The organism is Mucilaginibacter oryzae, from assembly GCF_003148845.1.
Classification (GTDB): Bacteria; Bacteroidota; Bacteroidia; order Sphingobacteriales; family Sphingobacteriaceae; genus Mucilaginibacter; species Mucilaginibacter oryzae.
Genome location: NZ_QGHA01000010.1, coordinates 89,698 through 116,229 on the forward strand (window position 1 = coordinate 89,698; position 26,532 = coordinate 116,229).

Genomic DNA, 26,532 nt, shown 5'->3' on the forward strand with positions numbered 1-26,532 from the left:
TTATACAAAGATGGGGTGGATTAGATTGCGGCTGTTTGTAAATATCAATCGGTTGTTTATCAAATTCAAATAATGCGGAGAGCGGCAGAAATTGTTAAAGCAGGTGTCAAAATTGATATTACTCTTGCGCTCATCTATGATGAGTGCTTAACATGGGTTCACGTTTGTAACGTGAGCCTATATGCTAAAACGCGTTACAAACGCGAAACCATGTTAAGCGCTCGTTACAAACAAGCGCCAGGTTTTGGCCTTGAGCACTCGTTGCAAACGAGCGCAAGCTATCGATACAGCCTGAATCAATTTAAAACTTAACACTTACGCTCAACGTGCCGCGCGTAGGGTTTTGCGGCGCCAACCTGAAACTCCAGTATTTTTCGTTGGTCAGGTTATCCAGCTTAAAGCCGAGGCGGTACTTAGGCTGATCGTAAAACACAGTAGCATCAACGGTAGTGTAGGATGGTATGGTGAATTTGAATGTTTTGGTATTGGTTTGGTACGAATCGCTGCCGTAATTACCCCCTACACCAACACCAAGCCCTTGCACCGCGCCGTGGGTAATGCGGTAGCTCATCCACAAATTGGCTAAACGTGCCGGGCCCGAGTTGGCCGGGCGTAAACCTACAATTGAGGCATCGCCGTTGGTTATTTTACTGTTGTTGTAGGCAAAACCGGCTATAATATTAAAACCGCTGAAAGGATTGGCAATTAACTCGGCTTCAAAACCTTTGCTTAACTGTGTACCTGCCTGGATGTTGAAAGCCGGGTGGTCAGGGTCAACCATCGTGGTATTAGTTACCGAAATATCGTAATAACTCAATGTCGAGCTTATTTTATGGTCCCAGGCATCAATTTTCACGCCAGCTTCCCATTGATTGGCATATTGCGGTTTAAAGGGCGTGTTATCAAAACTGCTGCCGGTAACGTTGTTTAAACCGTTCATATAATTGCCAAACAGCGATACCTGGTCTTTAACAAGCTGGTAAACCAAACCAAATTTAGGCGACCATGCCGTTTGACTGAAGTTGCCCGTAGTTTTACCATCGGCTGGGGTGTAGGCACCTTTGTTTACAAACCTGTCGATACGGATGCTTGCCATGGCGTTTAGCCTGTCGGTGATATTAAATACATCAGATACATAGGCCGCGTACGAACTTTGGTTGTTTTGCACGTAATCGCCGGGCTTTGGCGCGGCAGCGCTTACCAGTGCAGATACTTTATCGGCCGTAAAGCTGTTGTAAGCGGCTCCGGGCTTGAGATAGTTTATAGCCGGCAAACTTACTGTTACGTTTGTATTGTTGCTTTTTTGATTATAATACTCCATGCCGGCAACTATGCGGTTACGGAAACGGCCAATTTTAAAATCACCTATAAAGTTTTGCTGAACGTTGGTAATGTAATAAGGATAATCTTCCTGGGTAACCTGGCGTTTCATAGCGGTATCGGCAAGGGTAAAAGCAGTAACCATACCTTTTGTAGTGGAAAAGGTTTTGTTGAACATGGTTTGCGATTTCCAGCTCCCGGATATCTTATAGTTTACCAGCAAGTAAAGGTCGATCTGGCGGCTCAGGTAATCCACACTGTTATTGGCAAATGAGCGTTTGTAATCAATACCCAGGTCTTTAACATTATAAATTTTGCCCTTGGTATCCGGAGCAAGCCTGTAGGCCGATGTGGCGTTCGAATTGCCTATTTCGGCATCAATGTCAACCGTGAGGCGGTCGTTAACATGGTAGGTGATACTTGGAGCCACAAACACGCCACGATTAAAACCAGCATCCTGAAAGCTATGTTCGTTATGGAGGGCGGCATTAACACGGAAAAGTACAGTTTTATCCTTATTTAAAGGCACATTAACATCGGCAGTAAGGCGGTTAAGATCAAAGCTGCCGGTTTGGTAGGCTATTTCGGTACGCGGGGTTTCATTGGGCTGCTTGGTAACCCGGTTAAATAAACCGCCAAACGAGGCCAGGCTGCTGTTGTAAAGCGTACCGGTAGGCCCTTTTATTGCCTCTATCTTTTCGATATCGGCGGGATCAATGCTGTTAAAATTATAACCGGCCACGCTGTTGCGGATAAAGTTGCCGGTAACAAACCCGCGCGACAACAGGGTTGTGCGGCCATTATTGTAAACCAGCGGTACGCCCGTGCCGGGGATATTTTTAAACCCATCCGCATAGCTGGTAACCACCTGCTCTTTCATCAGCTCGCTGGTAACAACGCTGTAAACCTGTGGGTTTTCAAGGTTTTTAAGGGGAAGGCGGGCCACATCTTCAGTTTCCTTTTTCAAGAATTTATTGTGTTTGGCGCTTTTAACATAAACTTCTTCCAGGTCTTTAGCGCCTTCGGTTAGCACAAAATGTACGTAGGCGGTTTCGCCGGCAGCAACGGTTACCTGTTTGGTTTGGGTTTGCAGGCCGATATAACTTGCTGTAATAGTATAGGTGCCTGCCGCGACATTTTTAATAGTGAAATGCCCTGTTTGGCCTGCGGTAGCGCCCAATGGCGTACCGGTTAAAACAATATTTACAAACTCGGCCGGTTTGCCGTCGGATGTTTTGACGGTGCCTTTGATGGTGCCGGGAGCGGTTTGCGCTGCGGCGCTAAGCGCAAAGAATAAAACCGGCGTAATTGCCAGAAGCAAAAGTTTAAATGAAATACGGAAGATGAACTTAACGGGGGTAAATACAAGCTGCATAATTTATTCAATAGCTAAATACAAAGGATTTTACCTGTTTGATGGGTTACCAACAGTTTGGATCCCGGTAAAAAATCGCACGAAGTTATGTTTATTTAGATTAATTACAAATAAAAAGAGGGCTTATGCTGAAAAAGCATAGCATTTTGCTCATGTTAGTAATTACGGAGATAAGTGCTGCTTTGAGGCTGCATTGCTTTTGCAACTGATTACCGGCACCTAATTTTACACAACGCCCACCAAATTTCGGCAAGCATTTTCTACCTTGCGTGCAGGTAAATAACAACGTCCTATGGATTTCGAAACCTATCAGCAGTTATTTTTCGATACGCTCAACAGCCCGGCTCCTGCGCCGCCTTATGATAATCCTGATTATTTGAATTACACCCGTTTAAACTGGTCGCGACAGCAGCGGTGGTTAAAGGTTGGGGTATTGAACACCGAACTGACCGACGTGATTGAAAATATGGTTAACGAGCAGCGCTGGACGGTGATTACCGAGCTTTGGTGCGGAGATGCCTCGCATACCATACCTTTTATACATCGCCTGTCTGAATTAAATCCGCTTATCAAAGTGGATTACCAGCTGCGCGATAGTCCACCGTTTTTGATCGGGCAGTATTTAACTGACGGTTCAAAGTCGATACCCAAACTTATTATTGCCGATAGTAACCATACCGATCTGGCTGTTTGGGGGCCGCGCCCTGCCGCATGCCAGGAATTGTTTCTGCAAATGGTTAAAGACCATGTAGATATGGCCGAGAAAAAGATAGTACTGCAAAAATGGTACAATGAAGATAAGGGCGAAAGCTTTCAGCGCGAGTTACTGGCGATATTGAAGGGCTTGCCGCTTTAAACTATAACAGCCGTTTTACGGTGTGTTCACCCATGAAACAATCCATCGTCCATATAGCCCTTTTAGTTAAAGACTATGACGAAGCCCTGAGTTTTTACGTAGAAAAACTCAAGTTCGACATTGTGGAGGATACTCCACTGTCGGATACGAAGCGTTGGGTACTCATCAAACCTCCCGGCTCTTCGGGATGCAATTTATTATTGGCAAAAGCGGCAACTGAACAACAGTTGCAGTGGGTAGGCAACCAAACCGGGGGCCGGGTTTTCCTGTTTTTGGAAACCGATGATTTTTATCGTGATTATAACCGGATGTTAGCCCAAAATGTACTGTTTGCGCGTGATCCCGTAGCAGAAAGCTATGGTATTGTTGCCGTTTTCCAGGATCTGTATGGAAACTTATGGGACCTGATTCAACGCAGTTAATAACATTCCTGCCCTGAAAGCTCTCTGTTTTTAAGATATATAATCGGGCGATTTTCGCACGTTGTAATTTAAGCTTAATCAAGTTTACTTAACTCATCCATCATCGCCCGTCGGCGGGCGTATTTTAATTTAAAGTTCCTTACGAGATCCATAATCGGATTACAGGCAACAGGAATATCACTTTTGATGGTCTGCAAAAGGTTAACTAGGTTTGCATAACCATTACGGTCGGTAGTATGATCGGCGTAACTCTCGAGTGCCGGGAGATACAGCGCTGTTAGCTCGGCCGGATAATGAGGGTGAAGATACTTATGATATTTCATAAGCGTATTCAGGTTGCCTTCATCTTTTACCAGGTTAAAAAGCCTGTTCCAATATTTTTCCTCAATATAAATTTGGCCAAGTGCGGCCAGCAACATGGAATTAAGTGAGCTCCAGCTGCTTTTTTTAAATGCTTTAGTAGTATCGCTTATAATTTCTTTTATCAAAGCTTCCACAACTTCCGGCAATTCGTCCGGTGTGTGTGTTGCCTTCCAGCAGTTATAATATTCCCGGTTAAATGAATTGTCCAGGGCAAATTCTTTGTAGAGCATTCTCGAAGTCATTACATCGTTCTCCAGCACTGCTATCCGCAGCAATTCTTTTTTCCATTGACTAACGGTGCCCGGATGTTTTTTTGCTTCTGCGATTTTAATACCTTCTGCTATTAATTTTTTAGCTTTATCAAAATCATGGGCGGCAATTGCTTCATTAACCTTCGCCTGCCTCAGCGATTGGATATCAAGGTTCTCTTCAATAAGTGCATTGGCAGCTAATGATTGGCCGGTTCGTTTTAAAAAATCTATTTTAATATGAACATACCGTCGACGCCGATACTCATAAATATCATCGACTGAAGCCGCTATTTTAGCATCAACAAAATGTAATAACACATCCTCGCTGTTTAGTTCTGAAGCCAGGTTTTCAAAAAGCTCAAACAAATCGTACCCACAATCAAGATCAAAATAAATGTCGTTTTGAAGCTCTTTCTTCAGAAAATCAAATAACTGCATTTTAGTGCCGACAGGCAGATTATCATTATCAGCTATCTCATGTATCAGCTCTATCAAATCGGAAATGCGTTCGCTAACAGCTCCGCTCGAATCGTCGATATACGCAAACATGTCGGCAACCTCTGTCAGTAATATGGATGTCATGGCAAAAGCATCATTCAATTTGTTTTTTTGTATCAAATGCCGCGCATCCTCAATTAACTTATCAATTTCCCTACCCATTAGCCTGGCCGATTGATAGTCGATATAACCAGCCGAACCAAACTTTTTAAACGTTCTTTGTACCAACTGTACATATTTTTGGCCGGTATCTGCACTATCGTCCTTATCGGCAAAAAACAGTTCGAAAGCTGCTTTAAAATTCTTGTCTTTTTTGGCCAATTGATTCACAAAGCCCCGGTATTCATCAATGCTTATTTTATTAATTAAGGCCTGGAAATTGTTTTCGGCGGCTTCTTTTTGAGTTACAGGTTTTTGGTGTTTTACTTCATCGCGCAACTGAAAAAATACAGCTACAACATGCTTACAGATGTCACCATCAAAAGGACAATCGCAAAAATAGTTGGTGATCTGGTAATCGGGGGTTAAAGTTACCGTTACTTCATAATCATCGGTACCTTCCACTTCGGCCGTCCATGTGCCTTCGTCTTCCTCAAGGTTTATTATCGCCCCGCTATTATAATAGCCTTTGCCACGTTGAAGTATGGTGGCGTTAATCCGATGGTCAAAATTATAGATGGTAAACTTATCGTTATTTTCAACTGTTTTCACGGTAAATCTCTTAAAACGTTAAGCAAATATGCTAATCGCTTTATAAAAAGCGATACCGAAAAACAAAACAATACACCCCTTGATAAACCCGAAGTAATAAATGATAAAGAGAGCCGAGCGGTTTGATGTCGAAATTACGTTGTTTATTCATTATAACCGCAATTATTAGCATGTACAGCTGACTGAATTTCGATATTTGGAAAATTTAACCACAAAAAATTGAAGCCGATCGCGTTAAATAACCCCGCTTTTGAAGTGTTCCATTTTTAAAAACAGGTGTTCCACTTGTGCATGCGCTAAAAATTAACCTGCTGATTTTCAATAGGTATGTGTTCTATATCGTCTGGTTGTTAAAAGAATGCAAAATACAAGTTATTGAAAATCAGATTTTTTGGTTTTTGGAATTTTCAGCATGTTCCACCCTTTAAAAGTGGAACACGCTCTTGTAAGTCATCACTCACCCCCGCCAAAACTTTCGCTGCCCCGCATATGGCTGTTCAGTCTTTTTACCAGGTAAGTAGCCTTGATCAGTAGCGATTTATCCTCCACATAATCGCTGATATCTTCGGCCTTGCCCATGAGTTCCTGCTTATAAACATCCTTAAAATCAAAATAGTTAAGGCTCAGGTTCCATTTACCGGTCAGGAACGAGAAAACCTCGTTATCATTTTCAAGCAGCTGGGCGTAGTTGGTTACCAGGTATTCGTCGGGTTGTAATTTTTTTATCGCCCGCAGGATCTCTTCATTATAGTTGATCCAGATTTTTAAAAACGTTGCGGCGTGTTCATGCCAGAAAGCCTCGCGGCGGCGTTTACGGCGAAATTTTGTCCAGGCCAGGCGCTGAATATAACTGCGGGCCATGTATTTTTTATCTACATAAGCAAACTCCCGTCGCAGCAATGAGCTCACTACCGATTGAAAGTTGCGGGTAATTACCAGGTATTTGGCGTTGGGCAACAGTTTGGTATAAGTGTCAAGAAACAGGCAGGTACGGGGATCTTTCCAGGCCCACTGCTCAAACAGTTGTTGTTTAATGCCTATAATCGCCTTCAGCTTTTCAAGCTGGTAAAGGGGGATCTCGATATGTTTTTTGTCGACCAACCCGGAAATATCCAGGCTGTTGCAGTCCAATATTTCTTCGTGCAGCTTTAAAAATTCCACATCTTCAAAATGTCCGTCGATATTACTTTCACTACCGGCGCAAAGGCGTTCGCCAATCTGCATGCCGCAGCGGTTGAGCCAGTTGGTAATAAGCGACGTGCCCGAGCGGTGCATGCCCGCTATGATCAAGGTTTGATTCATGGCGTTTCAGGAAGCTTTGTGTTGATAAACGTACTGTTGATTTTGCGCTTGCCGGTATTGATCGCGGATAAAGGAGGCAAGTGTTTCGGTGCATTCGGTAAGCGGGCGGATGTGCGTATTGATATAAACATCCGGCGATGAAGGAACCTGGAACGGATCGTTTACGCCGCTAAGGTTGGTTACCTTATCCGGATGGTTTTTGGGCAGCAAAGCGCGGCGGTACAGGCCTTTGGTATCGCGCTGCATCAGTATTTTAACCGGGCAATCCACATGCACCAGTTTTACGTTGGGATAGGTGGCTATCAACTCGCGGCGGATAACATCATAAGGGTTAATGGCGCTGATGATGGTTACCACGCCATGGCCCGATAGTTTGGCGGCGATAAAACCGAGGCGGCGGATGTTTTCAAACCTGTCTTCCTTGGTATAACCAAGGTTGGGAAACAGTTTTTGCCGGTACACATCGGCATCAATTATTTCGATGGGGATGTCGGTACACGACAACCGTATTTTAACACTTTGGGCAAGGGTGGTTTTTCCTGAACCGGATAACCCGCAAAGTAAAAGGATCATAGGCGCGTTTAAATTACATTGTAAACAAAAAATGTTGATTTAACCTCTGTTTGTTTACAAAGTAACGCCGCTGCCGTTGTTTAAATTATAGTTAACACTTGATGTATCGACACATAGCGCGTATGTATCGATGAACCATAAAATGACATAGATTAAAGGCCGCTTTAAAAGAGAAAATTTGATGGATTACACAGGAAAAACGTTTTTTTCCGGGTTTGAATTTATAAACAACTGGCGTTTTATTTAACCTAAAGCTTATACATACACCACGTTGTCATGCAGCGCAGGTTTTGTACGTTGGTGGTTTTCAGCGGTTCAAAAAGCTCGCCGCCCAGGGCGCTGGTATATTCCATCAGCACATCTTCGTTTACCAAAAAACGTTCTGAACCATCGGGAAGCAGGTAGCGGAAATTGCCTAAAGGTTTAATCCGCTCTTCGATGCCGATATCAGAAGCCAGCCGGGCAAAGAAGTAGCCGCCGGGTTTCAATACACGCCAAAGCGAACGGAGCATACGGTCAAAATGTTCGGCGTCTTGCGCAAAGTGGAGTACCGCGCTGCAGATCACCAAATCAAACTGCCCGTCTTCAAAAGGCATATCCTCTACTGCGGCAACAGAAAAATTATCAATGGAATTGGCCGGGGCCAAGTTTGCCGAAAGTTGTTTAACCGCTTCAACAGCCCCGGCGCTTTGATCGATGCCATACACCTCAAACCCGTTATTTAAAAAATACACCAGGTTACGTCCTCCGCCGCATCCGGCATCAAGCACTTTGGTGCAGTTATCAAATCGGCCTTTCAACAGCTGATCGAACAGGTAGATATCAATATTGCCGTAAAGTTGTTGCACGTTGTTGCCCATGTTTTTTATAATGAGCTAAATTACTCTTTTACCATAGCTGTTAATATTAATTTATAAATTTAACCATGGCTACTGATATGCACCTATTTATGCGCTTTATGCATAACACCCTAATGCATCTGCCGGGTGTTACCCAAAAACCGCATTTTGAAGACGAGGCGTTTTATGTAAACGGCAAAATCTTCGCCAATGTAAAGGCAAAAGAAGAAGCGCTGGCCGTGTACACCCTTGAGCGGGATAAATGGATGACAACTGATCCGGATACCTTTTTCATTACACCTCATTTTCAAAACTATAAATATATGCTCATACGGCTGGAAACGGTATCGCCTGAGGATGTGAAGCAATTACTGATTACCGCTTATCTGGCAAGAGCAACTAAAAAGCTGATTAAGGAATATGAGGGGATGAAAGTGAATGGCTCCATATAATAATTTAGCTTATCTTATTCATCGCTAATCGCTATGATAATAATCATACTCCAAAGTCCATTCGCCATATCCCCCTGTTTTTTTTAATATCGGTCTTTTGTATAATATCAGGCTGAAGCTATTGTTAAAATATAATGTAATCGAATCATTCGGTTCAAAAGTAAATTCAAAAAATCTATCGTCAGTTAATATTTTATAAGATGTGAATGGCTCAATGTCTATTTCAATTGCCAAAAATTCAATCCAAAGTCGTTTTGCTTTATCAGCGTAATTGGCAAATTCAATGCTGGTGAGCGGCTCTGTATTTTCGTCGGGTTGTTCGGCACTGCTCGCGGTGATATGCGATTTAAAAAGCCTGTTAAATAATTTTCTCATTTAGGTTATAAGGTTTAAAAGTTTGTTACAACAAGGTCACTCCCCGCCCATCAACTTAAACACCATTCCATCCATATCCTCACTAATCCTGATCTGGCAGGCCAGGCGACTGGCTGGTTCGGCGTAGGGGAGGGTATCGAGTATATCCAGCTCCGCATCGGAGGCGTTAAAGTATTGTTCTGGGCCTTCAATAACCTGTACGTGGCAGGTGGCGCAAAGGGCCATACCGCCGCAGGTAGCCAGGATATCGTATCCGGATGCCTTTAATACTTCCATCAGGCTCAGGTTGATGCCTTCGGGGATTTCAACGGGCATCCGGCCGCCGTCGCGATCTACTATGGTGAGGTTAATCATGATCAAAAAGCGCTTACACCGTAAACGGTAGTATATTTAAAACTCAGTTTCTGCTCGGGGAATACATATTTGAAGGCGCTCTGAGCCATCAGCGCGGCCTCGTGGAAACCGCAAAGGATCAGTTTTAACTTGCCCGGATAGGTATTGATATCGCCGATGGCATAAATGCGTTCGATATTGGTGCTGTAATCCACAGTATTTACAGTGATGGCCGATCTGTCGATATTCAAGCCCCAGTCTGCAATCGGGCCCAGTTTAGGGCTGAGGCCAAAAAGCGGGATGAGATGATCGGCCTGGATATGGCTAACCTGGTTATTACGGTCCAGCAGGGTGATCTCCTGCAGCTGCTCATCGCCGGTTAGCGCCACTACGTTCGATTTCAGCACGAGGTCGATTTTTCCCGCTTTAGCCAGATCAAAAACTTTTTCGGCGCTATCCGGGGCGCCGCGGAAAGTATCGCCGCGGTGAACCAGGGTTACCCTTTCAGCTACATTGCTTAAAAACATAGCCCAATCCAGTGCAGAGTCGCCTCCACCGGCAAGCACTACCTTTTTACCGCGATAGTGTTCGGGGTTTTTCACCATGTAGGCTACGCCCTTGCCTTCAAAGTCGGCCAGGCGGTCAATTTCAGGTTTGCGGGGCTCGAAACAACCCAGGCCGCCCGCTATTACAACTACCTGGCAATGTACAGCGGTACCATCGCCGGTTTTAATATCGTATGAGCCGTCATCGCGGCGATTAAGGGTTTCTACCCGCTCACCCAAACTAAAAGTTGGGTTAAAAGGGGCAATCTGCAGCATCAGGTTATCAATAAGCTGCTGCGCCGTAATCTCCGGGTAACCGGGAATATCATAAATTGGCTTATGCGGATAAATTTCAGAAAGCTGACCGCCCACCTGGGGCAGCACATCAATTAAGTGGCAGCGCATTTTGAGCAGCCCGGCTTCAAAAACAGCAAACAAGCCAACAGGCCCGGCGCCTATAATGCAAATATCAGTGGTGATTTGTTCCATGTGTGATCGCCTTTTGTTCGGCAATCAAATTTGCTTGTAAAACAGCCTGCGTTCAAATGATATTAAGTAATGCTATATTACTTTAAGTTATAATTGGCAAGGCAGAAACGTTTAAATAATTCAATCAGTTTGCTGTGTTTGCCATGCAGTTGAATAAACTGAAAAGTACGGAAAATTTCCAGCCCTTTAATATCTATGATGCTAAGCTCATTGTATTTTAACTCGCTCACTACCGATTGTATGGAAAGGAAAGTAGCTGTTTCGGAGTAGAGCAGGTACTGTTTAATGGCTATACTGCTCTCTAACTGAATTTCGATATTCAGATCTTTCGGGTTGATATGCACCCCGGCCAGGGCATTGAAAATAACATCAAGCGTGCCAGAGCCGGCCTCGCGCAGCACCAATGGAATAGACGGCAGCTGTTTAGGCGAGATCTCTGCCTTTTTAGATAACTTATTGTTTGCCGCGGTTACCAGTACAATCTCATCTTTGGCAAAATCGGTATAGGCCAGTTGCGCAGAATGTGCCGCGCCCTCAACAATAGCGATGTCAATCTTTTCGGCCAGCACCATCTGCGAGATCTGATCGGTGTTGGCCTGTATAAAGTTGAACATCACTTTGGGGTATGCTCTTTTAAACAAGGCAAGCAGCTTGGGCAAAATGGTTTGCGCAACGGTAGTGCTGGCGCCAATGTGCAGGGTTCCGGCCTCAAGGTTGTTTAACTGCGTCAGTTCATTTTCAAGATCGGTGTATGTCTGAAAAATTTTTTCGGCATATCTTTCCAGTACCTTGCCGGCAGGGGTAATGGCAATGTTGTTACCGTTACGTTTAAAAAGTTGCTGGTTTAGCTGCTGCTCCAGTTCTTTGATGTGCTTGGTAACGGCAGGCTGGGTAATAAACAACTCTGAGGCGGCTTTGGTAAAGCTTAGCCGCTGTGCTACGGTATAAAAAACTTTCAGCCTGAAATCAAATATCATCGAGGCAAGTTAGGAATTCTTAACCCGGAGTAACAAAGTTTTTAAAACTTAGCTACTCCGGGCGTTTTCACATTTATCTATGTTAATCAGCCGCTAATTGAGGGGCCGTATTTTTACGCTTTAAAGCGAGAGCGGCAATAAGTGCCATCACTAAACCAACCGGCAATATCTCGAGATAGGTAAACATAATAACGCCCAACGGCGATTTGTAAATCTCGGCGTAGCCGGCGTATTGTTGTTTGGTTTTAGCAATTTCGGCCGCAGTAGCCCCGTTTTGTTGCGCCTGCTTTATACCATATTCGGCATACTTCTCCATAAAATCAGGAAAGAAGGTGTAATATTCAAAAAGCCAGGTAAGCACATAAATGGTTGAGGCGATGAGCGCGATATACAAACCTATCTGAAAAGCCTTGCCAAAGCTGATAATCCCGCCATTATATCGATCACGGTAGTTTTTTACCGCTACAAATATCATCGAAAAGGCGAGGATCATGGAGCCGTAGCCCAGCCACATGTTGCCATGATAATTGGTGAATACATAGCAGGCCGCCATTGAACATGCCATAATAGCCGAGGCTACCAGCCCGGCTATCGATCCAAAAACAAGTACATTTTTTTTCATATCGTTATGTTTTGATAGAACAAAATTGGCTTGCCGGATCAAAACCGGGCTCATACTTTAGGATGATTTTGAAAATATCGGCTTAATAACCCCAAAAGGTGATGTTTTCAAGGGATAATGCAAAGCCGCTTAGCCATTTCAACCGCCTGTGTGCGCCGCTTTACCTCCATTTTTTCAAATAGCTTTGCCGAGTGGGTTTTGATGGTGTTTAAGGATACAAATAACCGTTCGGATATTTCCTGGTTGCTCAAACCCTCGGCCATTAGTTGTAGCACTTCCAGTTCGCGTTTACTCAGGCCAAGCTTATCGAGCTCGGTTTGATTTATGGTGAACCCGGGGCTTTGGTTAATATAAACGGCTTTTTCAACAAAAACGGTTTTGGGTTTGGTGAGCTTTAAGGAAATCCAGATGCCAAGTGTCGTAAAAAATATAGCAACAGCGCCTATGTAGGCCTCATAGGCATGGTTTACTATCATCAGCTTTAGTTCCAGCCACTTCAGCAAAAACAATAATAAAGCCAGCGATACGCCATAAAGTATGGTAAGCTTGTGTTTTGCCAGCGGGTTTGAAGTCATGATAACGGTAAGCTATTTATTTTAAAAATAAGCTATTTTGAGCAAAATCCGAAAAGCTGTAAACCCGGTACAAACGTTAGTATAGCTTTGCCTAACTCAACTTATTCTCAATAGCTTTACGCTGATTAGTGCCTGCAGATTTTTTGGCTTTATCCACATCGTCTGTAGTGGTATCTTTTTTATGAGCTTCGTATTTCAATTCATGTGGCTGCTCTGATACAGAGTTCCTTTCCACTTTCGCGCCTCTTTTTGCCATGATTATAATTTTTAGATGCAAGCATATAACAATGGTAAACGGGGCTTGGTTTTCTTTGTAGGAAATTTAAAGTTCTGTAAATTAATTTCAACTAAAAAAGATATCGACTGTTCTGTTAAAAAAAACGAGTTATGAAAAACCCATTTGCAAAAAAACACGATACCGGATTTTGGATTGCAACCGCCCTAACCGGGGCTTTAGCCGCGGGTGCCGCTGTATGGTTTTACCTGCGCGGTAAGAAACTGGCTGAAGACCAGGCCGGGTTAGAGCATCCACAGGACTACCTCGAATTGAAACATCCGAAAAAGAAAAAACATAAAACGGATGTGCATGATCTGGCCGACCTTGTTCATCATCAGCAAGCCTGAAAGCGAACGTTTTCTTAAAACAAAAAGGCTACCATGTCGAAGTTAAGTGACAGCTTAACTTCGACATAAAATTTGTTAAGTCTTCACCCAATTTACGGGGGGCTACTCCGTCAAAACTATTTTATTGATATCAAGAGCATGCAAACAAAATGCTTAATATGCCTAAGGCAGAAGTCACGCTAAACCACCACCTGCGTAGATAGAAATTATTTATTTGTTCAAAGCCGCCTCAATCTGCTCGCTACATTCTTTCTCTAACTCATCATAATAGCCGCTTATGCTTTTAATCACCACTCCATTTTTATCTACGATGTAAAAGGTAGGTGTGCCAACAGTTTTAAATGCTTTTTTGGTTTGCAAATTTCCTATATAAGCCGGAAGGGCAAGCTTGTTAGCTGCTTTATATTTGGCTACCTTTTCAGCAGCTTCGGAAGTGTAGATACTTACGATCAAAAAATTTGATGATGCGTATTTTTTGCTTATCCTGTTTAATGCTGGGTTAGCCAACGCGTTGGCCGCACAATCAGTAGCACTGAAGGCTATTAGCAATACTTTGTTATTAAAGTTAGCAAGAGGGACGTCAACACCCTGTAGGTTTTTTAATTTTAAAGCGGGAGCTTGGCTACCCTCGGTAAGCAATTGTTTATTTGGTAAACTAAATGAAGCCAAATCAAAATTCAGTGCTTCGGCCGGTATTGCCCGGTTAATTTTGATGTTGGAAAAGTAAGCCTTTTCAAAGAAAGTTAGCCGCCCGATAGTATGTCCTCCTTTTTCGGCGATACCTGCACCAATTTCCTTATAAAATACAGGTAGGTATGTGGTTTTATTGATGGCGATGTAATCATAAGTAAAATCGTGCCTGCCGTTTATCATCTCGTCAAAGGCTTTTATAAAAAAGTAACTACAATTTAGCCCGTTAATAATCGTATCTTTTTTTTGAAAAATATTAGTCCGGTTCTTTTCAAGCGCATACCTGATCTGTTCAATAACCGACATCATACCCTGGTTTACCTGATCTGCTTCTGGTTTAACATGGAAACTATAGGTACTATCTTCCAAATCAAGTTGGTAAAGGGTATCATTTCTTAAAACAACCTCAAATTGGGGCTTTCCTTTATCTGAGAGAGCCTCATCTCGTTTTTGCTTTAGCGAACCATGTGCGCCAAACTTCAACAGGCAGCGCATGCTGGTAAAATTTGTATCTCCCTCGCTAAGCGGATTTTTTTTTGTTGAATGGTAAGTATAGCTTAAGGATTTTAAAGATTTTACTTTATTGATTGTTTTTTGCAGGTTCAGCACTGCCTTTTTTTGCGCATATGCAAAAAAAGAGGAGAGTACACAAAAGATGATTACCGGGATTTGTTCATTTAACAGGTAGGTTTATTCAAAGGTAAATTTTATTTACCAAAAACCCAGTCTGTAAAACCATGCATCCTTCCCAAACAAAAAAAGAGCAGGCGCTCATCCAAACACCTGCTCTTTTAAATTTCTTTACTATAGTGCTATTTTCAAACAGTTGCACTTCTGAGGGTTTTACAGTTTAATTTCTTCATCTTTTGATGAGAAGAAATGGAACTCTGTGATCTGGTAGGATGGGTTGCTTTTAACCTTGATCCACTGTCCGTATTTAACAAACCACTTCATTTGGCGGTTGTAGATGCCTTTTTTGATATAGGCTTCAATGTACGGGTGTACACACAGGGTTATGCCCTTTTCGTTTTGCTCGGTAAGGATGTAATTGAAATTGTTTTCAATATCGTCCATCAGCAAAATAGTTGGCCTGATAGTGCCGGTGCCATTGCAGGTTGGGCAAACCTCGCTGGTTACAATGTTCATTTCGGGCCTTACACGCTGGCGGGTAATCTGCACCAAACCAAATTTGCTTGGTGGCAAAATGGTGTGCTTGGCACGGTCGTACTGCATTTCGGCACGCAGAAAATCAAAAAGCTCCTTGCGGTTTTGCGGTTTGTGCATATCGATAAAATCGATCACCACAATACCGCCCATATCGCGTAGGCGTAACTGCCTGGCAATTTCTTTGGCAGCTTCCTTGTTTACCTGGTAAGCGTTCTCTTCCTGGTTCTCTTTGCTGGCCGTGCGGTTACCGCTGTTTACGTCGATAACGTGCAGGGCTTCGGTATGTTCAATAACCAGGTAAGCGCCGCCTGCAAGGTTAACTGTTTTGCCAAAGGCCCCTTTAATTTGTTTTTCGATACCGAAGTGATCAAATATCGGCTCCTTATGCTTGTGCATGCGGACGATATTTTCCATATCGGGCGAAATTTCATGAATGTATGAACGAATTTCTTCGAACATACCATTATCATTGGTATAAATGTGCTGAAAATCGGGGTTTAATATATCCCGCAGGATAGTTGATGTACGCCCGATTTCGCCTAAAACTTTTTTAGATGGCTCAACAGATGGCAGTTTGGTTATAAACTGCTCCCATTTTGAGATCAGGTCAAGCAGATCTTTCTGTAGTTCTTCAACACCTTTACCCTCTGATACTGTACGGATGATAACGCCAAAATGCTTTGGCTTAATGCTTTCAACAACCTTACGGAGGCGGTTGCGCTCGGTATTGCTTTTTATCTTTTTCGAAATTGAAATCGCTTCCGAAAAAGGGACTAAAACAACATACCGCCCTGCTATAGACAGGTCGGAACTTAAGCGCGGCCCCTTGGTTGAGATGGGTTCCTTAGCTATTTGTACCGGGATAAGCTGGTTTTTGGTTAATATCTCAGAGATCTTGCCTCCTTTATTGATATCGGCCTCCAACTTAAACCCATCCAATAGCTTTGATTGATATCCCCCGCTACGTACCTGTTTGGTAAGCTTAAGCAGGCTTTGCACCTGCGGCCCCAGATCAAGGTAATGCAAAAAGGCATCCTTCTCATAGCCAACATCCACAAAGGCAGCATTAAGGCTGGGCATGATTTTTTTGATCCGGCCCAGGTAAATATCACCAACCGTATAGTTGTTGGTAACCTGCTCTTTATGAAGTTCTACGAGTTGTTTATCCTGTAATAATGCAATGGTAGCTCCATTAGGGGATGAATCGATAATTAATTCTTTTATCAATTGCTACTCCATTTTAACGGCAAATACCGTAAGTTAATATTGGGATAAAAACGCTAATAAATAAAAAGTACCCGCCCCGTATTGAGGCAGGTAAAAACTCTTTTTATTGAGTCTTAAGTCGTTAGTCGGAAGTTTAAAGTCGAAATGACTTTGTGCTTCAGACTTAAAACTATCAACTTAACAAAAAAGCTTATTTCTTTTTATGTCTGTTTTTTCTTAAACGTTTTTTGCGTTTGTGGGTAGCCATTTTGTGTCTTTTACGTTTTTTACCGCTCGGCATAATAATAATTTTTAAATGTGTGTTAGTTATTTAATTCCTTGATATATCCATCGATGCGCTGGCTGAATACAGAGTCAGGCATCATTTCCTTGCACTTTTGGTAAGCTTCAATAGCTTCCTTTTTCATGCCAAGTTGTTTGTAACTTTCGGCCAGGTAAAACGTTGGCTCAAGTTTCTCTTTTCTGTCAAGCGCCAGCAAGGTTTTAAACCTGCCAACCGCTTTTTCATACTGGCCCGATTTCATGGCAAACATCCCTAAGTTAAGGTTAGCGTTCCAGTTATTCGGGTCTTTTTTAACCACCTCAAGCAACAGCGCAATGCCTTGCATGGGGCCTGCCGCACCGTTTACGTAAGCTATACCCAAACCTGTTTTACCTTCAAGGCTTTCGGGTTGCTGTTTCAAAACATTTTGAAATGCTTCGGCCGCGTTGCTTACAAAAGCGGGCTGCAGTAAAGTATCCTGTGTTAGTTTATATGCATCATTAAAACGGTTACCCGCGTTGATCCAGTCCTGTACTTTGTTTTGCTTACGGGCAGCAGCCTGGTAGTAAAACGCGGCAGGGGCGGGCTGGTTAACATCGTCCCACTGTTTGGCAAGTTCCCTTTGCAGGTTTACCGCATCAGCTTCAGATGCTTTTTTTAACTGGCCTTCAAGGTCGTTGATCTTAGCTGCAAGCGCGCCCCCAATAGCGGCTTTGGCAGGTTCAGATACCATATCAACAGTAACATTGGCAGCAGGTTTTTTAGCGCCTGTTTCGGCAGTCATGGCCGGTTTGCCTTTTTTATCGTCTTTTGGTTTAACCAGGCCTTTAACAGGCAAAAAATACAAATAGCCCATAATAACAACTACGGCTGCACTAACTGCTATTTGTTTTTTATTCATGATGGCGTATAATTATTTTTTACTGGTTTTGTTACCTGATTTTACTTTCTCAACAAAAGTTTTAGCCGGTTTAAAGCTTGGTACAAAATGCTCAGGGATAATGATGGCAGTGTTTTTTGAAATGTTACGGGCTGTTTTTTTAGCGCGTTTTTTAACCACAAAACTACCGAACCCTCTTACATAAACGTTTTCGCCGCTAACCATCGAGCTTTTAACCACTTTGAAAAACGCCTCAACAGTTTCTTGCACGTCTACTTTCTCTATACCTGTCTTTGATGAGATTTCAGTTATAATTTCTGCCTTAGTCATATCTTATTTACTTAAATTTTTTTATAAATACTTAACTGTTTTGGGGTTGCAAAAGTATTGCTTTATCCGTTAACAGCGAAATATTTATCCGTTTTTTTTTGTTTAGCGGTTAAAACCTACATTATCTTTACAATTTTGAGTATGAGCGGCTTATAAACGATTACTGAAGCGCATGCCCTGAGCTTGATTTTTGGGGGAAGAAATGTAATGTTTTACACTAAGTGGACGGAAACTATTGCACGGGCCGGAGAGCTTACAAACGGGCTGTTTACTCACCCAGGCTACGCTTAGCCGACCATCCCCTCTCTACAGCAAGTTGTAAAGAGGATAAAGAACGTAAATCAGAAAATCCCTTCTTTGCGCGCAGCGTAGAGAAGGGTGACAAGCGCAGCAATGTCGGGATGAGTAACCTCGCCGCCCGGTTTATCAACCCTGTGTTTGTTTTTAACACAACCAATCCCCCTGCACATCATTACATTTACACCGATGAATTTTGCCGACGAGATAGTACAATGGTACTTAACCAACAAACGCGACCTGCCCTGGCGCAACACCACCGACGCCTACACCATCTGGCTATCAGAAGTGATTTTGCAGCAAACCCGTGTTGAGCAGGGGATGCCTTATTTTTACCGTTTTCTTGAAAAATACCCGGATGTAAGCAGCTTTGCCGCCGCGCACGAAGATGACATCCTGAAACTATGGCAGGGTCTGGGCTATTACTCGCGTGGGCGTAACATGCTCAAAACCGCACGGATGGTGCAGGAAACTTATAACGGTAATTTTCCGGATAGCTATAACGAGCTTATTAAATTAAAAGGAATTGGCGAATATACCGCCGCGGCGATCTCATCGTTTGCTGCTAACGAAGCCCGCGCCGTGGTAGATGGAAACGTTTACAGGGTGCTGGCCCGCTACTTTGGTATTGATGAGCCCATCAACTCTACCCAGGGCAAAAAAACCTTCCAGGGGCTTGCCGACGATTTTCTTAATAAGAAAACGCCGGGATTACATAACCAGGCGATGATGGAGTTCGGGGCAATGCTATGCAAACCCAAAAATCCGGCCTGCGGCAGTTGCCCGGTACGCCCCGGTTGCCAGGCCTTTAAAACCAATACCGTAAACGCGCTGCCGGTTAAACTAAAAACCGTAAAGGTGCGCGAGCGGTTTTTCAATTACTTTTTGATAACCGATGGCGATACCGTTTTAATGAATAAAAGGGGCGAAAACGACATCTGGGCTAATATGTTTGACTTGCCGATGGTTGAAACAGCCTCGGTTTTGCCTTTGGAAGAGTTACTCAAACAACCTGAGGTTTTAAACGTTTTTGGTAATATGATCAGGGCTACCGAAGTTTCGCCGGTTCATAAGCACGTTTTAACCCATCAGCGGCTTTTTGTAAGGCTGGTGAAAATAGATAATGCACCATCAATAAAACCGCATAAAAACTGGGTGAAAATTGATGTTCAAAAGGTGCCTGAATTAGCATTGCCCAAGATTGTATTTATATTATTAAAAAATATTTTTAATTTGTAAAATAATTTTGCGTTATTTATGGCATGTCTGGAATAAACAAAGTAATACTCGTTGGCCACTTGGGGAAAGACCCTGAAATACGAAGTTTAGAAGGTGGGGTGTCAGTAACGAGTTTTCCTTTGGCTACTTCCGAAACATTTAACAAGGATGGCCGCAAGGTTGAACAAACCGAGTGGCACAACATTGTAATGTGGAGGGGCCTGGCCGAAATAGCGGCCAAGTTTTTGTCGAAGGGAAAACTGGTTTATATTGAAGGCAAGTTGCGTACCCGGTCTTTTGAAGACAAGGAGGGCATAAAAAAGTACACTACCGAAATTGTTGCCGAAAACTTTACCATGCTTGGTCGCAAGAGCGATTTTGATGCCGATGCTCAGAAAATTTCATTAAGAAACGGAGGGTCGTTCATTGACGACGCCACGGATGATGATAATTATTAATTGATTGTACTTTACTAACCAACACCCAAAAAAACAGCCCCCGGAAATTCCGGGGGCTGTTCGCGTTTTCTCCATCCCCTCTTGAGAGGGGGCGCGATAGGAAAGAGCGCGAGCAGGGGTGTGTTATAAGAGCGACAAGCCTCTCTCAGAGTAACACACCCCTCCACCCCTCTCAAGAGGGGAATCGCTCGAGGCCCGCGCTCTCATGCGCCTCCTACCTTCCTCCCGGAGGGCATTTAGCATTCAAATACTGCGTAAACAACGTTTTTAAGTGCAGATTTGTTCCTTCGCCTTCAGAAATGGAGTGTGTACGGTTAGGGTACGACATCAGCTGGAACTGGCGGTTATATTTCACCAGCTCATTAATTAGTTCTTCGGCATTTTTGTAGTGTACGTTATCGTCGCCGGTACCGTGGATATACAGCAGGTTACCTTTCAGGTTTTTTGCATAGGTAACAGGCGATCCTTTGATAAACGCTGCCCTGCCTGCTTCATCTGTTGGTACGCCCATATAACGTTCCTGGTAAATGTTATCGTAAGTAAGCTGATCGCCTACGGCTGCCACGGCTATACCGGTTTTGTAGATATCTCCGTATTGAAACATCAGGTTAAGGGTTGAGGAACCGCCGCCGCTCCAGCCATGCACCGCAATACGGGTAGAATCAACAAAAGGCCATTTAATGATCTCTTTAGCTGCCATGGCCTGGTCGCGGATATTGATGATACCTATGTTTTTGTAGATAGCCTTACGCCATGCCGCGCCTTTAGGTGCAGGTGCGCCGCGCCCCTCAACCGACATGTAGATGTAACCATCATCGGCCATGCTGCCTGCATAAAGTCCGTTGCGGCCGGTGCCCCAGGTATCGGTTACGGTTTGTCCGGCCGGTTCGCCGTAAACGGTGAACAGTACCGGGTATTTTTTAGTTGGATCAAAGTTGGTAGGTTTCATCATCCATCCGTCCATTTCAATACCGTCAACCGTTTTAATTTTAAAAAATTCAGGTTTATTTTTAACGCTATTGTCAACGCTGATCATATTGCCGGCCACATGCTTATGCTCGGGCAGGCTAATCACTTCGCTTTGCGGACGGGTATAGCTGTTGTTAAAGTAGTGCAGTGCAACCTTGCCGTTTGGCGAAATATCATAGCCATGCGTTCCGGGCTGATCGGCAGGCGAAACGCGCTCTGCTTTGCCGCCGCTAAGTTTAATTTTGTAAAGGTATTTTTGAGTAGCGTTATCAGGCGAGGCGATAAAATATACATAACCCAAAGCCTCATCAACCATATCAATGCTGATCACATCATAGTTTCCTTTGGTAATCAGCGTTTCCTTGCCTTCGCGGCTTACTTTGTACAGGTGGCGCCAGCCGTCTTTTTCGCTTAGCCAAACAAAGCTTTTGCCTTTTTCAATCCAGCCCCAGCCCACCGGGTCGCCGCCTACTACGCGTTCTTTAACATCTATCCAGGAGTTGCTATGCTCTTCGCGGATAACACGTGTGGTGCCGTTTGATACATTGCCGATAAAGATGCGGCTTTCGTTCTGTGCGCGGTTTAATTGCTCCAGAACAACCTCGTTAGAATTGGCCGCCCATTCCATGGCGGGGATGTAGTGCTGCACCGCGTCGCCCGGAACATCAATCCATTTCGTTTTTCCGGTACTAACATCAACCACACCTACTTTGCATGAGCTTGGGTCTTCGCCCGCTACCGGGTATTCAACCGGAACCACAAAGGGATAGATCGAATCAGTAGTGTTGAGCATTTTATAGGTTTTGATCTTACTTGCATCCAACTGCCAGTAGGCGATGGACTTACTATCCGGCGACCAGCGGAAACCGTCGCGGCAGTCAAACTCCTCTTCATAAGCCCAGTCAAACGTACCATTGATGAGCGTGCGTGTGCCATCGGTAGTTAATGCTTTAACCGAACCATCGTTCAAATCTTCCATATAGATGTTGTGGCCGCTTACATAGGCCACTTTAGTACCATCGGGCGAAAATTTGGCGAACATTAATGATGACGACGGCAGGTTTTTACCCAGTTGCCAGAGTTTTTTGGTATTGCTGTCATACACCCAGTAATCGCCGCGGGTATCATAACGCCAAACCCTTTTGGTGTTGGTATTGATCAATACTTTTTTATTGTCTTCACTTACCGTAAACCGTCTTACGTTAATAGGCGCATGACCTGCCGGGGTAAGGTCTTGTTTGGTAACAAACACAGTTTTTTTCGAAGTGTCGCGCGCGTCGATCATCAGGATCTGGCCACCGGTGATGTGGTAATACTGATAACCATCACGTGTCCAGTTAACGCCGCCGCGCTGCGCCAGTGCCATATACTGAACACAGGTTAACAATAGCGCTGTAAGGAAAAATAATCCCGAATGGTAAAATTTCATATACATTTAGTTTTAATTAAAAAGGGGATACTTATTATACAAATAAGTAATGCCGCTGTAAATTTTGCGTTAATTTAGCACAATCAACAAATCTAAAGCCATCTGTAATGAAAAAATTATATCCGTTATTCCTTGCTTGCGCACTATTCTCTGTTACGGCATCGGCTCAGCACGCCGATAGGAGCAAGTTCATTAAGGATAGTTTGGATCTGTACATCAGCAAGGCTTTAACCAACTGGCGCATCCCCGGCATGGCCGTTTGCATTGTTAAAGATGGCAAGGTTGTACTGATGAAGGGCTACGGTATTAAAGAATTAGGCCTGATGAACAAGGTTGATGAAAATACCCTGTTTATGATTGGCAGCAACACCAAGGCGTTCACCGCAACGGCCCTGGCCATGCTGGAAGCCAATAAAAAACTTTCATTGGATGAAAAAGTAACTCAATATATCCCGGAGTTTAAAATGGCGGATAAAAACCTTACCGACCAGGTACTGGTACGCGACCTGCTTTGCCACCGCCTGGGGTTCCAAACCTTCCAGGGCGATTTTACTTTTTACAACACCGATCTTACCCGCGAAGACGTGATCAGGCGACTGGGCAAACTGAAACCGGTTTACCCCTTCCGTACCCGCTGGGGCTATACCAATGCCGCGTTTTTAACCGCGGGCGAGATCATACCGAGGGTAGCCAACGGGCACTCGTGGGAGGCATACATTAAAGAGGCAATTTTTGCCCCGCTCGGTATGCAAAACAGCCTCGCGTTAAGCAAAGATCTCCCTAAATCATTAAACCGCACCGTTCCGCATACCCTTGTTGATGGCCGACTTACGCCTATACCCTATTGCCAGATTGATGGCCTGGCGCCTGCAGGTGCTATCAGCTCGTCGGTAAATGATATGAGCAAATGGGTAATGGCCCTACTGAACAACGGTAAGGTAGGGCAACGCCAGGTGATCCCTGCGGCTGCCATTGAGGCTACGCGCAAGCCGCAGGATATTGTAGGCAGCGTTCAGCACCTTAACGGCGAAACAAATTTTGAACTTTACGCATTAGGCTGGTTTATACAGGATTACTCAAACCACCGGTTAATTATGCACGATGGCGGGGTTAATGGCTACCTGTCGTCGGTAACGCTTTCGCCGCAGGATAACCTGGGTATCGTTATCCTCACCAATACCGACCAGAACATGGCTTTTGAAGCATTGCGCTGGGATATCCTCGACGCCTATTTTAAACAGCCTTTCCGTAACTACAGCGAAGCTTACCTGAAACAATTCAGGGCCAATGCCGCTACCGAGCAGGCTAACGACCGAAAGTTAAAAGATTCGGTAGCGCTTAACCTGAAGCCGGCATTGCCTGTAAATAAATACCTGGGTAAATACAGTAACGAGTTTTACGGCAACATGCAAGTAACCCAGGGTCAGAACAACAACCTTGAGATGCGTTTTGAGCATCACCCAAAAATGTACGCGCTGATGCAGCCCCTTGGCGGCAACCGCTTTTACGTAACTTTTTCTGACCCCACCCTGGGAAAGGCGATATTTCCTTTTACGGTACAAAATGGCGATGTAACCGGGGTACGCGTAAAAGTGGCCGATTTTGTGGAGCGCGGGGCTTATGAGTTTAAGAAGTTGTGATAATGGATAAGCTCTAATCTATTTGGGCTATCTCTACTCGACTTTAGCGTAACTTCGACCTAAACTTGTCGAAGCATTCTGCTTCCTTGTTTGAAATGAATGTTGAAACTAATAGCAATATAACAGTAATCAGCTTTTATAAATTATTGTCTCCCTTAAAACTTTAAATTAACTTTCAGCCATTCCTGTACTTCGTCCTGGCGGGTAATCTCGGGCGGGAGTTGATCATGGATGAGTTTTTCCATTTTGTTGCCGGTGTTGGCAAAGCGATAATCCCACATCAGCATTAGTTTATTGATAAGGTATATTACTTCATTGCCCTCTTCTTTAGTGAAAATTGTATCGTCGGGTTTACCGGTTACACGCGGATCGTTATACAGGTAAGCGTTCCATTTATAGTCGGTGTAATGCAGGTTTCGTTTTGAAAAGAGGATCATGGTCACATAATTTCTTTAAATGTACGCATAAATAAGCGCATTGCGGGTTATTAGCGCAAATGGGCGTATTATACAAAGCGCCGCGGTAACAATATTCCCATTAAACTTTGCCGATTAAATAGTAATTTCAGCGCAGCTAATTTAAGTTGATGAAAAAATTAATACTGTTCAGCGTAGCTTCGCTGCTGGCATTTAATGCTGTTGCCCAGCAGGAACCACAAAAAGCCATTTACTACGAGGTTTCATTCCCTAATGTGGCCCACCACGAGGCCGAAATAAGCATGACCATCCCGCAGGCTCCTTCCGGGCCCTTCAAAGTTCGGATGAGCCGCTCATCTGCCGGGCGCTATGCTACGCATGAGTTTGGCAAAAACATTTACAATGTTAAAGCTACTGATGTTGATGGCAAAGAACTGGAACTAACCCAGCTTGAAGGGGATGTTTACCAGGTTGGCGATCATCCCGCATCGGTAAAAGTAACTTATACCCTTTTTGCCAACTGGACGGATGGTACCTATGCCTCTATCGACCCCAGCCACGCGCATTTAAACATGCCGGCCGCCTTTATGTGGGTGGTGGGCGAGGATAAACGCCCGCTGACGTTTGCCTTCAACGACCTGGATAAATATGGCTGGAAAGTTTCAACCCAGTTAAAGCATGTTGGCGCCAATGTGTACAGCGCACCCAATATGCAATACATGATGGATAGCCCTACCGAGCTTTCAAACCATAATGTAAGCAGCTGGGAAGTAACCAACACCGATGGTAAAAAGGAGCAGATAAACCTGAGCATACACTCAGACGACAGCCAGGCTGTGGTTGACAATTTTGCCACAATGATCCGGAAAATGGTACTGGAAGAAAAAGCGGTATTTGGCGAACTGCCAACCTACGACTTTGGCGAATACACTTTTGTTGCGGATATTAACACGGCGGTATCGGGCGATGGCATGGAGCACCGCAATTCTACCTGTATTACCATCCCGGCGCCAAAGGTTGAAGGTTTTGAAAAAAACCTGATGGGCGTGTTCGCCCATGAGTATTTTCATAGCTGGAACGTGAAACGCATCCGCCCAAAATCGCTGGAGCCGTTTAACTTTGAGCATGCCAATATGAGCAGTGAACTTTGGTTTGCCGAAGGCTTTACCCAATACTACGGCGAGTTACTGCTGGAGCGCTCGGGCTTTGTTTCGCCTGACGATTATACCGGTACTATTGCGGGCCTGGTTAACCAGATCCTGAATACCCCGGGTGCCGCCAAATATTCGGCCGCGCAAATGAGCCGTTATTCGGTTTTTGCCGACGCCGGCGTATCCATCGATCCTAACAACAACACCAACGATTTTACCAGCTACTATACTTACGGCGGCGCCATAGCCCTGGCGCTCGATTTGCGTTTGCGAAGCGACTTTAACCTCACGCTTGATGATTATATGCGTACCGTTTGGTTAAACCGCGGCAAGGTGATGAAGCCATATACCATTCCTGATTTGCAGAATGATTTGGGCAAGGTGACCAACAACCCAAAATTCGCTGCCGATTTCTTTAAACGCTACGTTTATGGTATCGACAAAAATAACTATGAGCAATTGCTGGCTAAAGCAGGCTTGTTATTGCGCAAAGCGCAGCCGGGTAAAGGCTGGGCCGGTTCGCTGGCGGCGCAACCTGCACGCGGCAGATCGGGCCAGGCACGCCCGGCAGGATCGGAAGGTTTGCCCATCCTTTCAAGCACTACCATGGGCACCCCCGTTTACAAAGCAGGATTGGATGCAGGCGATGTAATATTGAAAGTTGATGGTAAGGATATTAAAGAGCAAAAAGATTTCAACGATATTATTGCAGGCAAAAAACCTGGCGATAAACTGGTGGTAAACTACAAAAACCGTACAGGTGCGCATGAAACCACCATCACGCTCGAAGAAAGCCCTTACCTTGAAGTAGTAACTTACGAAAAAGCCGGTATGCCGTTAAGTAAAGAACAGGAAACATTCCGTAACAACTGGCTGCAAAGCAAAGTCAAATAAGC

At 44.2% G+C, this 26,532-nt stretch carries 26 protein-coding genes; 8 read left to right on the forward strand and 18 right to left on the reverse strand.

From position 1 onward, the window contains the following. Positions 1 to 301: 301 nt before the first annotated feature. A complete protein-coding gene (locus tag LX99_RS20595) occupies positions 302 to 2,695 on the reverse strand; it encodes a TonB-dependent receptor (protein ID WP_109609535.1) in 2,394 nt (797 codons plus the stop codon). A gap of 292 nt (positions 2,696 to 2,987) precedes the next feature. Here LX99_RS20595 and LX99_RS20600 point away from each other — a divergent pair, with 292 nt between their 5' ends. Together LX99_RS20600 and LX99_RS20605 are read left to right on the forward strand one after the other, a co-directional pair. Beyond that, on the forward strand, positions 2,988 to 3,551 hold the full coding sequence (locus tag LX99_RS20600) for a thioredoxin family protein (protein WP_109609536.1): 564 nt from the start codon (positions 2,988 to 2,990) through the stop codon (positions 3,549 to 3,551). 32 nt (positions 3,552 to 3,583) lie between these two features. Beyond that, complete coding sequence (locus LX99_RS20605; RefSeq protein ID WP_109609537.1) at positions 3,584 to 3,973, forward strand: VOC family protein; 390 nt, start codon at positions 3,584 to 3,586, stop codon at positions 3,971 to 3,973. Between the two features lie 74 nt (positions 3,974 to 4,047). On the opposite strand, the gene LX99_RS20610 is transcribed toward LX99_RS20605, so the two are convergent. From LX99_RS20610 to LX99_RS20625, 4 genes are all read right to left on the reverse strand, one after another. Next, complete coding sequence (locus tag LX99_RS20610; protein ID WP_109609538.1) at positions 4,048 to 5,796, reverse strand: SWIM zinc finger family protein; 1,749 nt, start codon at positions 5,794 to 5,796, stop codon at positions 4,048 to 4,050. Between the two features lie 453 nt (positions 5,797 to 6,249). Beyond that, positions 6,250 to 7,098, reverse strand: coding sequence for a sulfotransferase (locus LX99_RS20615; protein WP_109609539.1), 849 nt, complete (start codon positions 7,096 to 7,098; stop codon positions 6,250 to 6,252). 6 nt (positions 7,099 to 7,104) lie between these two features. Then, complete coding sequence (locus LX99_RS20620; RefSeq protein WP_109609540.1) at positions 7,105 to 7,671, reverse strand: adenylyl-sulfate kinase; 567 nt, start codon at positions 7,669 to 7,671, stop codon at positions 7,105 to 7,107. 248 nt (positions 7,672 to 7,919) lie between these two features. Then, complete coding sequence (locus tag LX99_RS20625; RefSeq protein WP_109609541.1) at positions 7,920 to 8,531, reverse strand: class I SAM-dependent methyltransferase; 612 nt, start codon at positions 8,529 to 8,531, stop codon at positions 7,920 to 7,922. A gap of 65 nt (positions 8,532 to 8,596) precedes the next feature. Here LX99_RS20625 and LX99_RS20630 point away from each other — a divergent pair, with 65 nt between their 5' ends. Beyond that, on the forward strand, positions 8,597 to 8,962 hold the full coding sequence (locus LX99_RS20630) for an MmcQ/YjbR family DNA-binding protein (RefSeq protein ID WP_109609542.1): 366 nt from the start codon (positions 8,597 to 8,599) through the stop codon (positions 8,960 to 8,962). Positions 8,963 to 8,986: 24 nt separating this feature from the next. Here the strand turns inward: LX99_RS20630 and LX99_RS20635 are convergent, their stop codons facing one another. The 7 genes from LX99_RS20635 to LX99_RS25775 form a co-directional block, all read right to left on the reverse strand. Further along, positions 8,987 to 9,337 (reverse strand): hypothetical protein, encoded by a 351-nt coding sequence (locus LX99_RS20635; protein ID WP_109609543.1) that lies wholly within the window; start codon positions 9,335 to 9,337, stop codon positions 8,987 to 8,989. Between the two features lie 36 nt (positions 9,338 to 9,373). Then, on the reverse strand, positions 9,374 to 9,691 hold the full coding sequence (locus LX99_RS20640; protein WP_109609544.1) for a 2Fe-2S iron-sulfur cluster-binding protein: 318 nt from the start codon (positions 9,689 to 9,691) through the stop codon (positions 9,374 to 9,376). A gap of 2 nt (positions 9,692 to 9,693) precedes the next feature. Next, positions 9,694 to 10,704, reverse strand: coding sequence for an NAD(P)/FAD-dependent oxidoreductase (locus LX99_RS20645; RefSeq protein ID WP_109609545.1), 1,011 nt, complete (start codon positions 10,702 to 10,704; stop codon positions 9,694 to 9,696). A gap of 77 nt (positions 10,705 to 10,781) precedes the next feature. Continuing rightward, the gene (locus LX99_RS20650; protein WP_245927974.1) at positions 10,782 to 11,681 is read right to left on the reverse strand and encodes a LysR substrate-binding domain-containing protein; all 900 of its coding nucleotides are present in this window, start codon (positions 11,679 to 11,681) and stop codon (positions 10,782 to 10,784) included. Between the two features lie 82 nt (positions 11,682 to 11,763). Next, a complete protein-coding gene (locus tag LX99_RS20655; protein ID WP_109609582.1) occupies positions 11,764 to 12,303 on the reverse strand; it encodes a DUF4199 domain-containing protein in 540 nt (179 codons plus the stop codon). A gap of 107 nt (positions 12,304 to 12,410) precedes the next feature. Then, positions 12,411 to 12,878, reverse strand: a complete 468-nt coding sequence (locus LX99_RS20660) for a response regulator transcription factor (protein ID WP_109609546.1) — start codon at positions 12,876 to 12,878, stop codon at positions 12,411 to 12,413. Between the two features lie 91 nt (positions 12,879 to 12,969). Beyond that, on the reverse strand, positions 12,970 to 13,134 hold the full coding sequence (locus tag LX99_RS25775; RefSeq protein ID WP_170122754.1) for a hypothetical protein: 165 nt from the start codon (positions 13,132 to 13,134) through the stop codon (positions 12,970 to 12,972). 131 nt (positions 13,135 to 13,265) lie between these two features. Here LX99_RS25775 and LX99_RS20670 point away from each other — a divergent pair, with 131 nt between their 5' ends. Then, the gene (locus tag LX99_RS20670; RefSeq protein WP_109609548.1) at positions 13,266 to 13,502 is read left to right on the forward strand and encodes a hypothetical protein; all 237 of its coding nucleotides are present in this window, start codon (positions 13,266 to 13,268) and stop codon (positions 13,500 to 13,502) included. 210 nt (positions 13,503 to 13,712) lie between these two features. On the opposite strand, the gene LX99_RS20675 is transcribed toward LX99_RS20670, so the two are convergent. From LX99_RS20675 to LX99_RS20690, 4 genes are all read right to left on the reverse strand, one after another. Further along, positions 13,713 to 14,687 (reverse strand): TlpA family protein disulfide reductase, encoded by a 975-nt coding sequence (locus LX99_RS20675; protein ID WP_146203179.1) that lies wholly within the window; start codon positions 14,685 to 14,687, stop codon positions 13,713 to 13,715. Positions 14,688 to 15,035: 348 nt separating this feature from the next. Further along, positions 15,036 to 16,586, reverse strand: a complete 1,551-nt coding sequence (locus tag LX99_RS20680; RefSeq protein WP_109609550.1) for an Rne/Rng family ribonuclease — start codon at positions 16,584 to 16,586, stop codon at positions 15,036 to 15,038. A 302-nt stretch (positions 16,587 to 16,888) separates the two neighbouring features. Next, a complete protein-coding gene (locus LX99_RS20685) occupies positions 16,889 to 17,749 on the reverse strand; it encodes a tetratricopeptide repeat protein (RefSeq protein ID WP_109609551.1) in 861 nt (286 codons plus the stop codon). Positions 17,750 to 17,761: 12 nt separating this feature from the next. Beyond that, positions 17,762 to 18,058, reverse strand: coding sequence for an HU family DNA-binding protein (locus LX99_RS20690; RefSeq protein ID WP_109609552.1), 297 nt, complete (start codon positions 18,056 to 18,058; stop codon positions 17,762 to 17,764). A gap of 486 nt (positions 18,059 to 18,544) precedes the next feature. On the opposite strand from LX99_RS20690, the gene mutY reads away from it, so the two are divergent. Both mutY and LX99_RS20700 read left to right on the forward strand, forming a co-directional pair. Next, positions 18,545 to 19,594: an A/G-specific adenine glycosylase gene (gene mutY / locus LX99_RS20695; RefSeq protein WP_109609553.1), complete on the forward strand. Its 1,050-nt coding sequence runs from the start codon at positions 18,545 to 18,547 to the stop codon at positions 19,592 to 19,594. A gap of 23 nt (positions 19,595 to 19,617) precedes the next feature. After that, on the forward strand, positions 19,618 to 20,031 hold the full coding sequence (locus tag LX99_RS20700; RefSeq protein WP_109609554.1) for a single-stranded DNA-binding protein: 414 nt from the start codon (positions 19,618 to 19,620) through the stop codon (positions 20,029 to 20,031). Positions 20,032 to 20,245: 214 nt separating this feature from the next. On the opposite strand, the gene LX99_RS20705 is transcribed toward LX99_RS20700, so the two are convergent. Continuing rightward, positions 20,246 to 22,429, reverse strand: a complete 2,184-nt coding sequence (locus tag LX99_RS20705; protein WP_407937410.1) for a S9 family peptidase — start codon at positions 22,427 to 22,429, stop codon at positions 20,246 to 20,248. Between the two features lie 107 nt (positions 22,430 to 22,536). Here LX99_RS20705 and LX99_RS20710 point away from each other — a divergent pair, with 107 nt between their 5' ends. Continuing rightward, positions 22,537 to 24,069, forward strand: a complete 1,533-nt coding sequence (locus tag LX99_RS20710) for a serine hydrolase (RefSeq protein WP_109609555.1) — start codon at positions 22,537 to 22,539, stop codon at positions 24,067 to 24,069. Between the two features lie 155 nt (positions 24,070 to 24,224). On the opposite strand, the gene LX99_RS20715 is transcribed toward LX99_RS20710, so the two are convergent. Next, complete coding sequence (locus tag LX99_RS20715; protein WP_022833262.1) at positions 24,225 to 24,506, reverse strand: hypothetical protein; 282 nt, start codon at positions 24,504 to 24,506, stop codon at positions 24,225 to 24,227. Between the two features lie 149 nt (positions 24,507 to 24,655). On the opposite strand from LX99_RS20715, the gene LX99_RS20720 reads away from it, so the two are divergent. After that, entirely contained in the window at positions 24,656 to 26,530 is a 1,875-nt protein-coding gene (locus LX99_RS20720) for a M61 family metallopeptidase (protein ID WP_109609556.1), read from the forward strand. Positions 26,531 to 26,532: the final 2 nt, after the last annotated feature.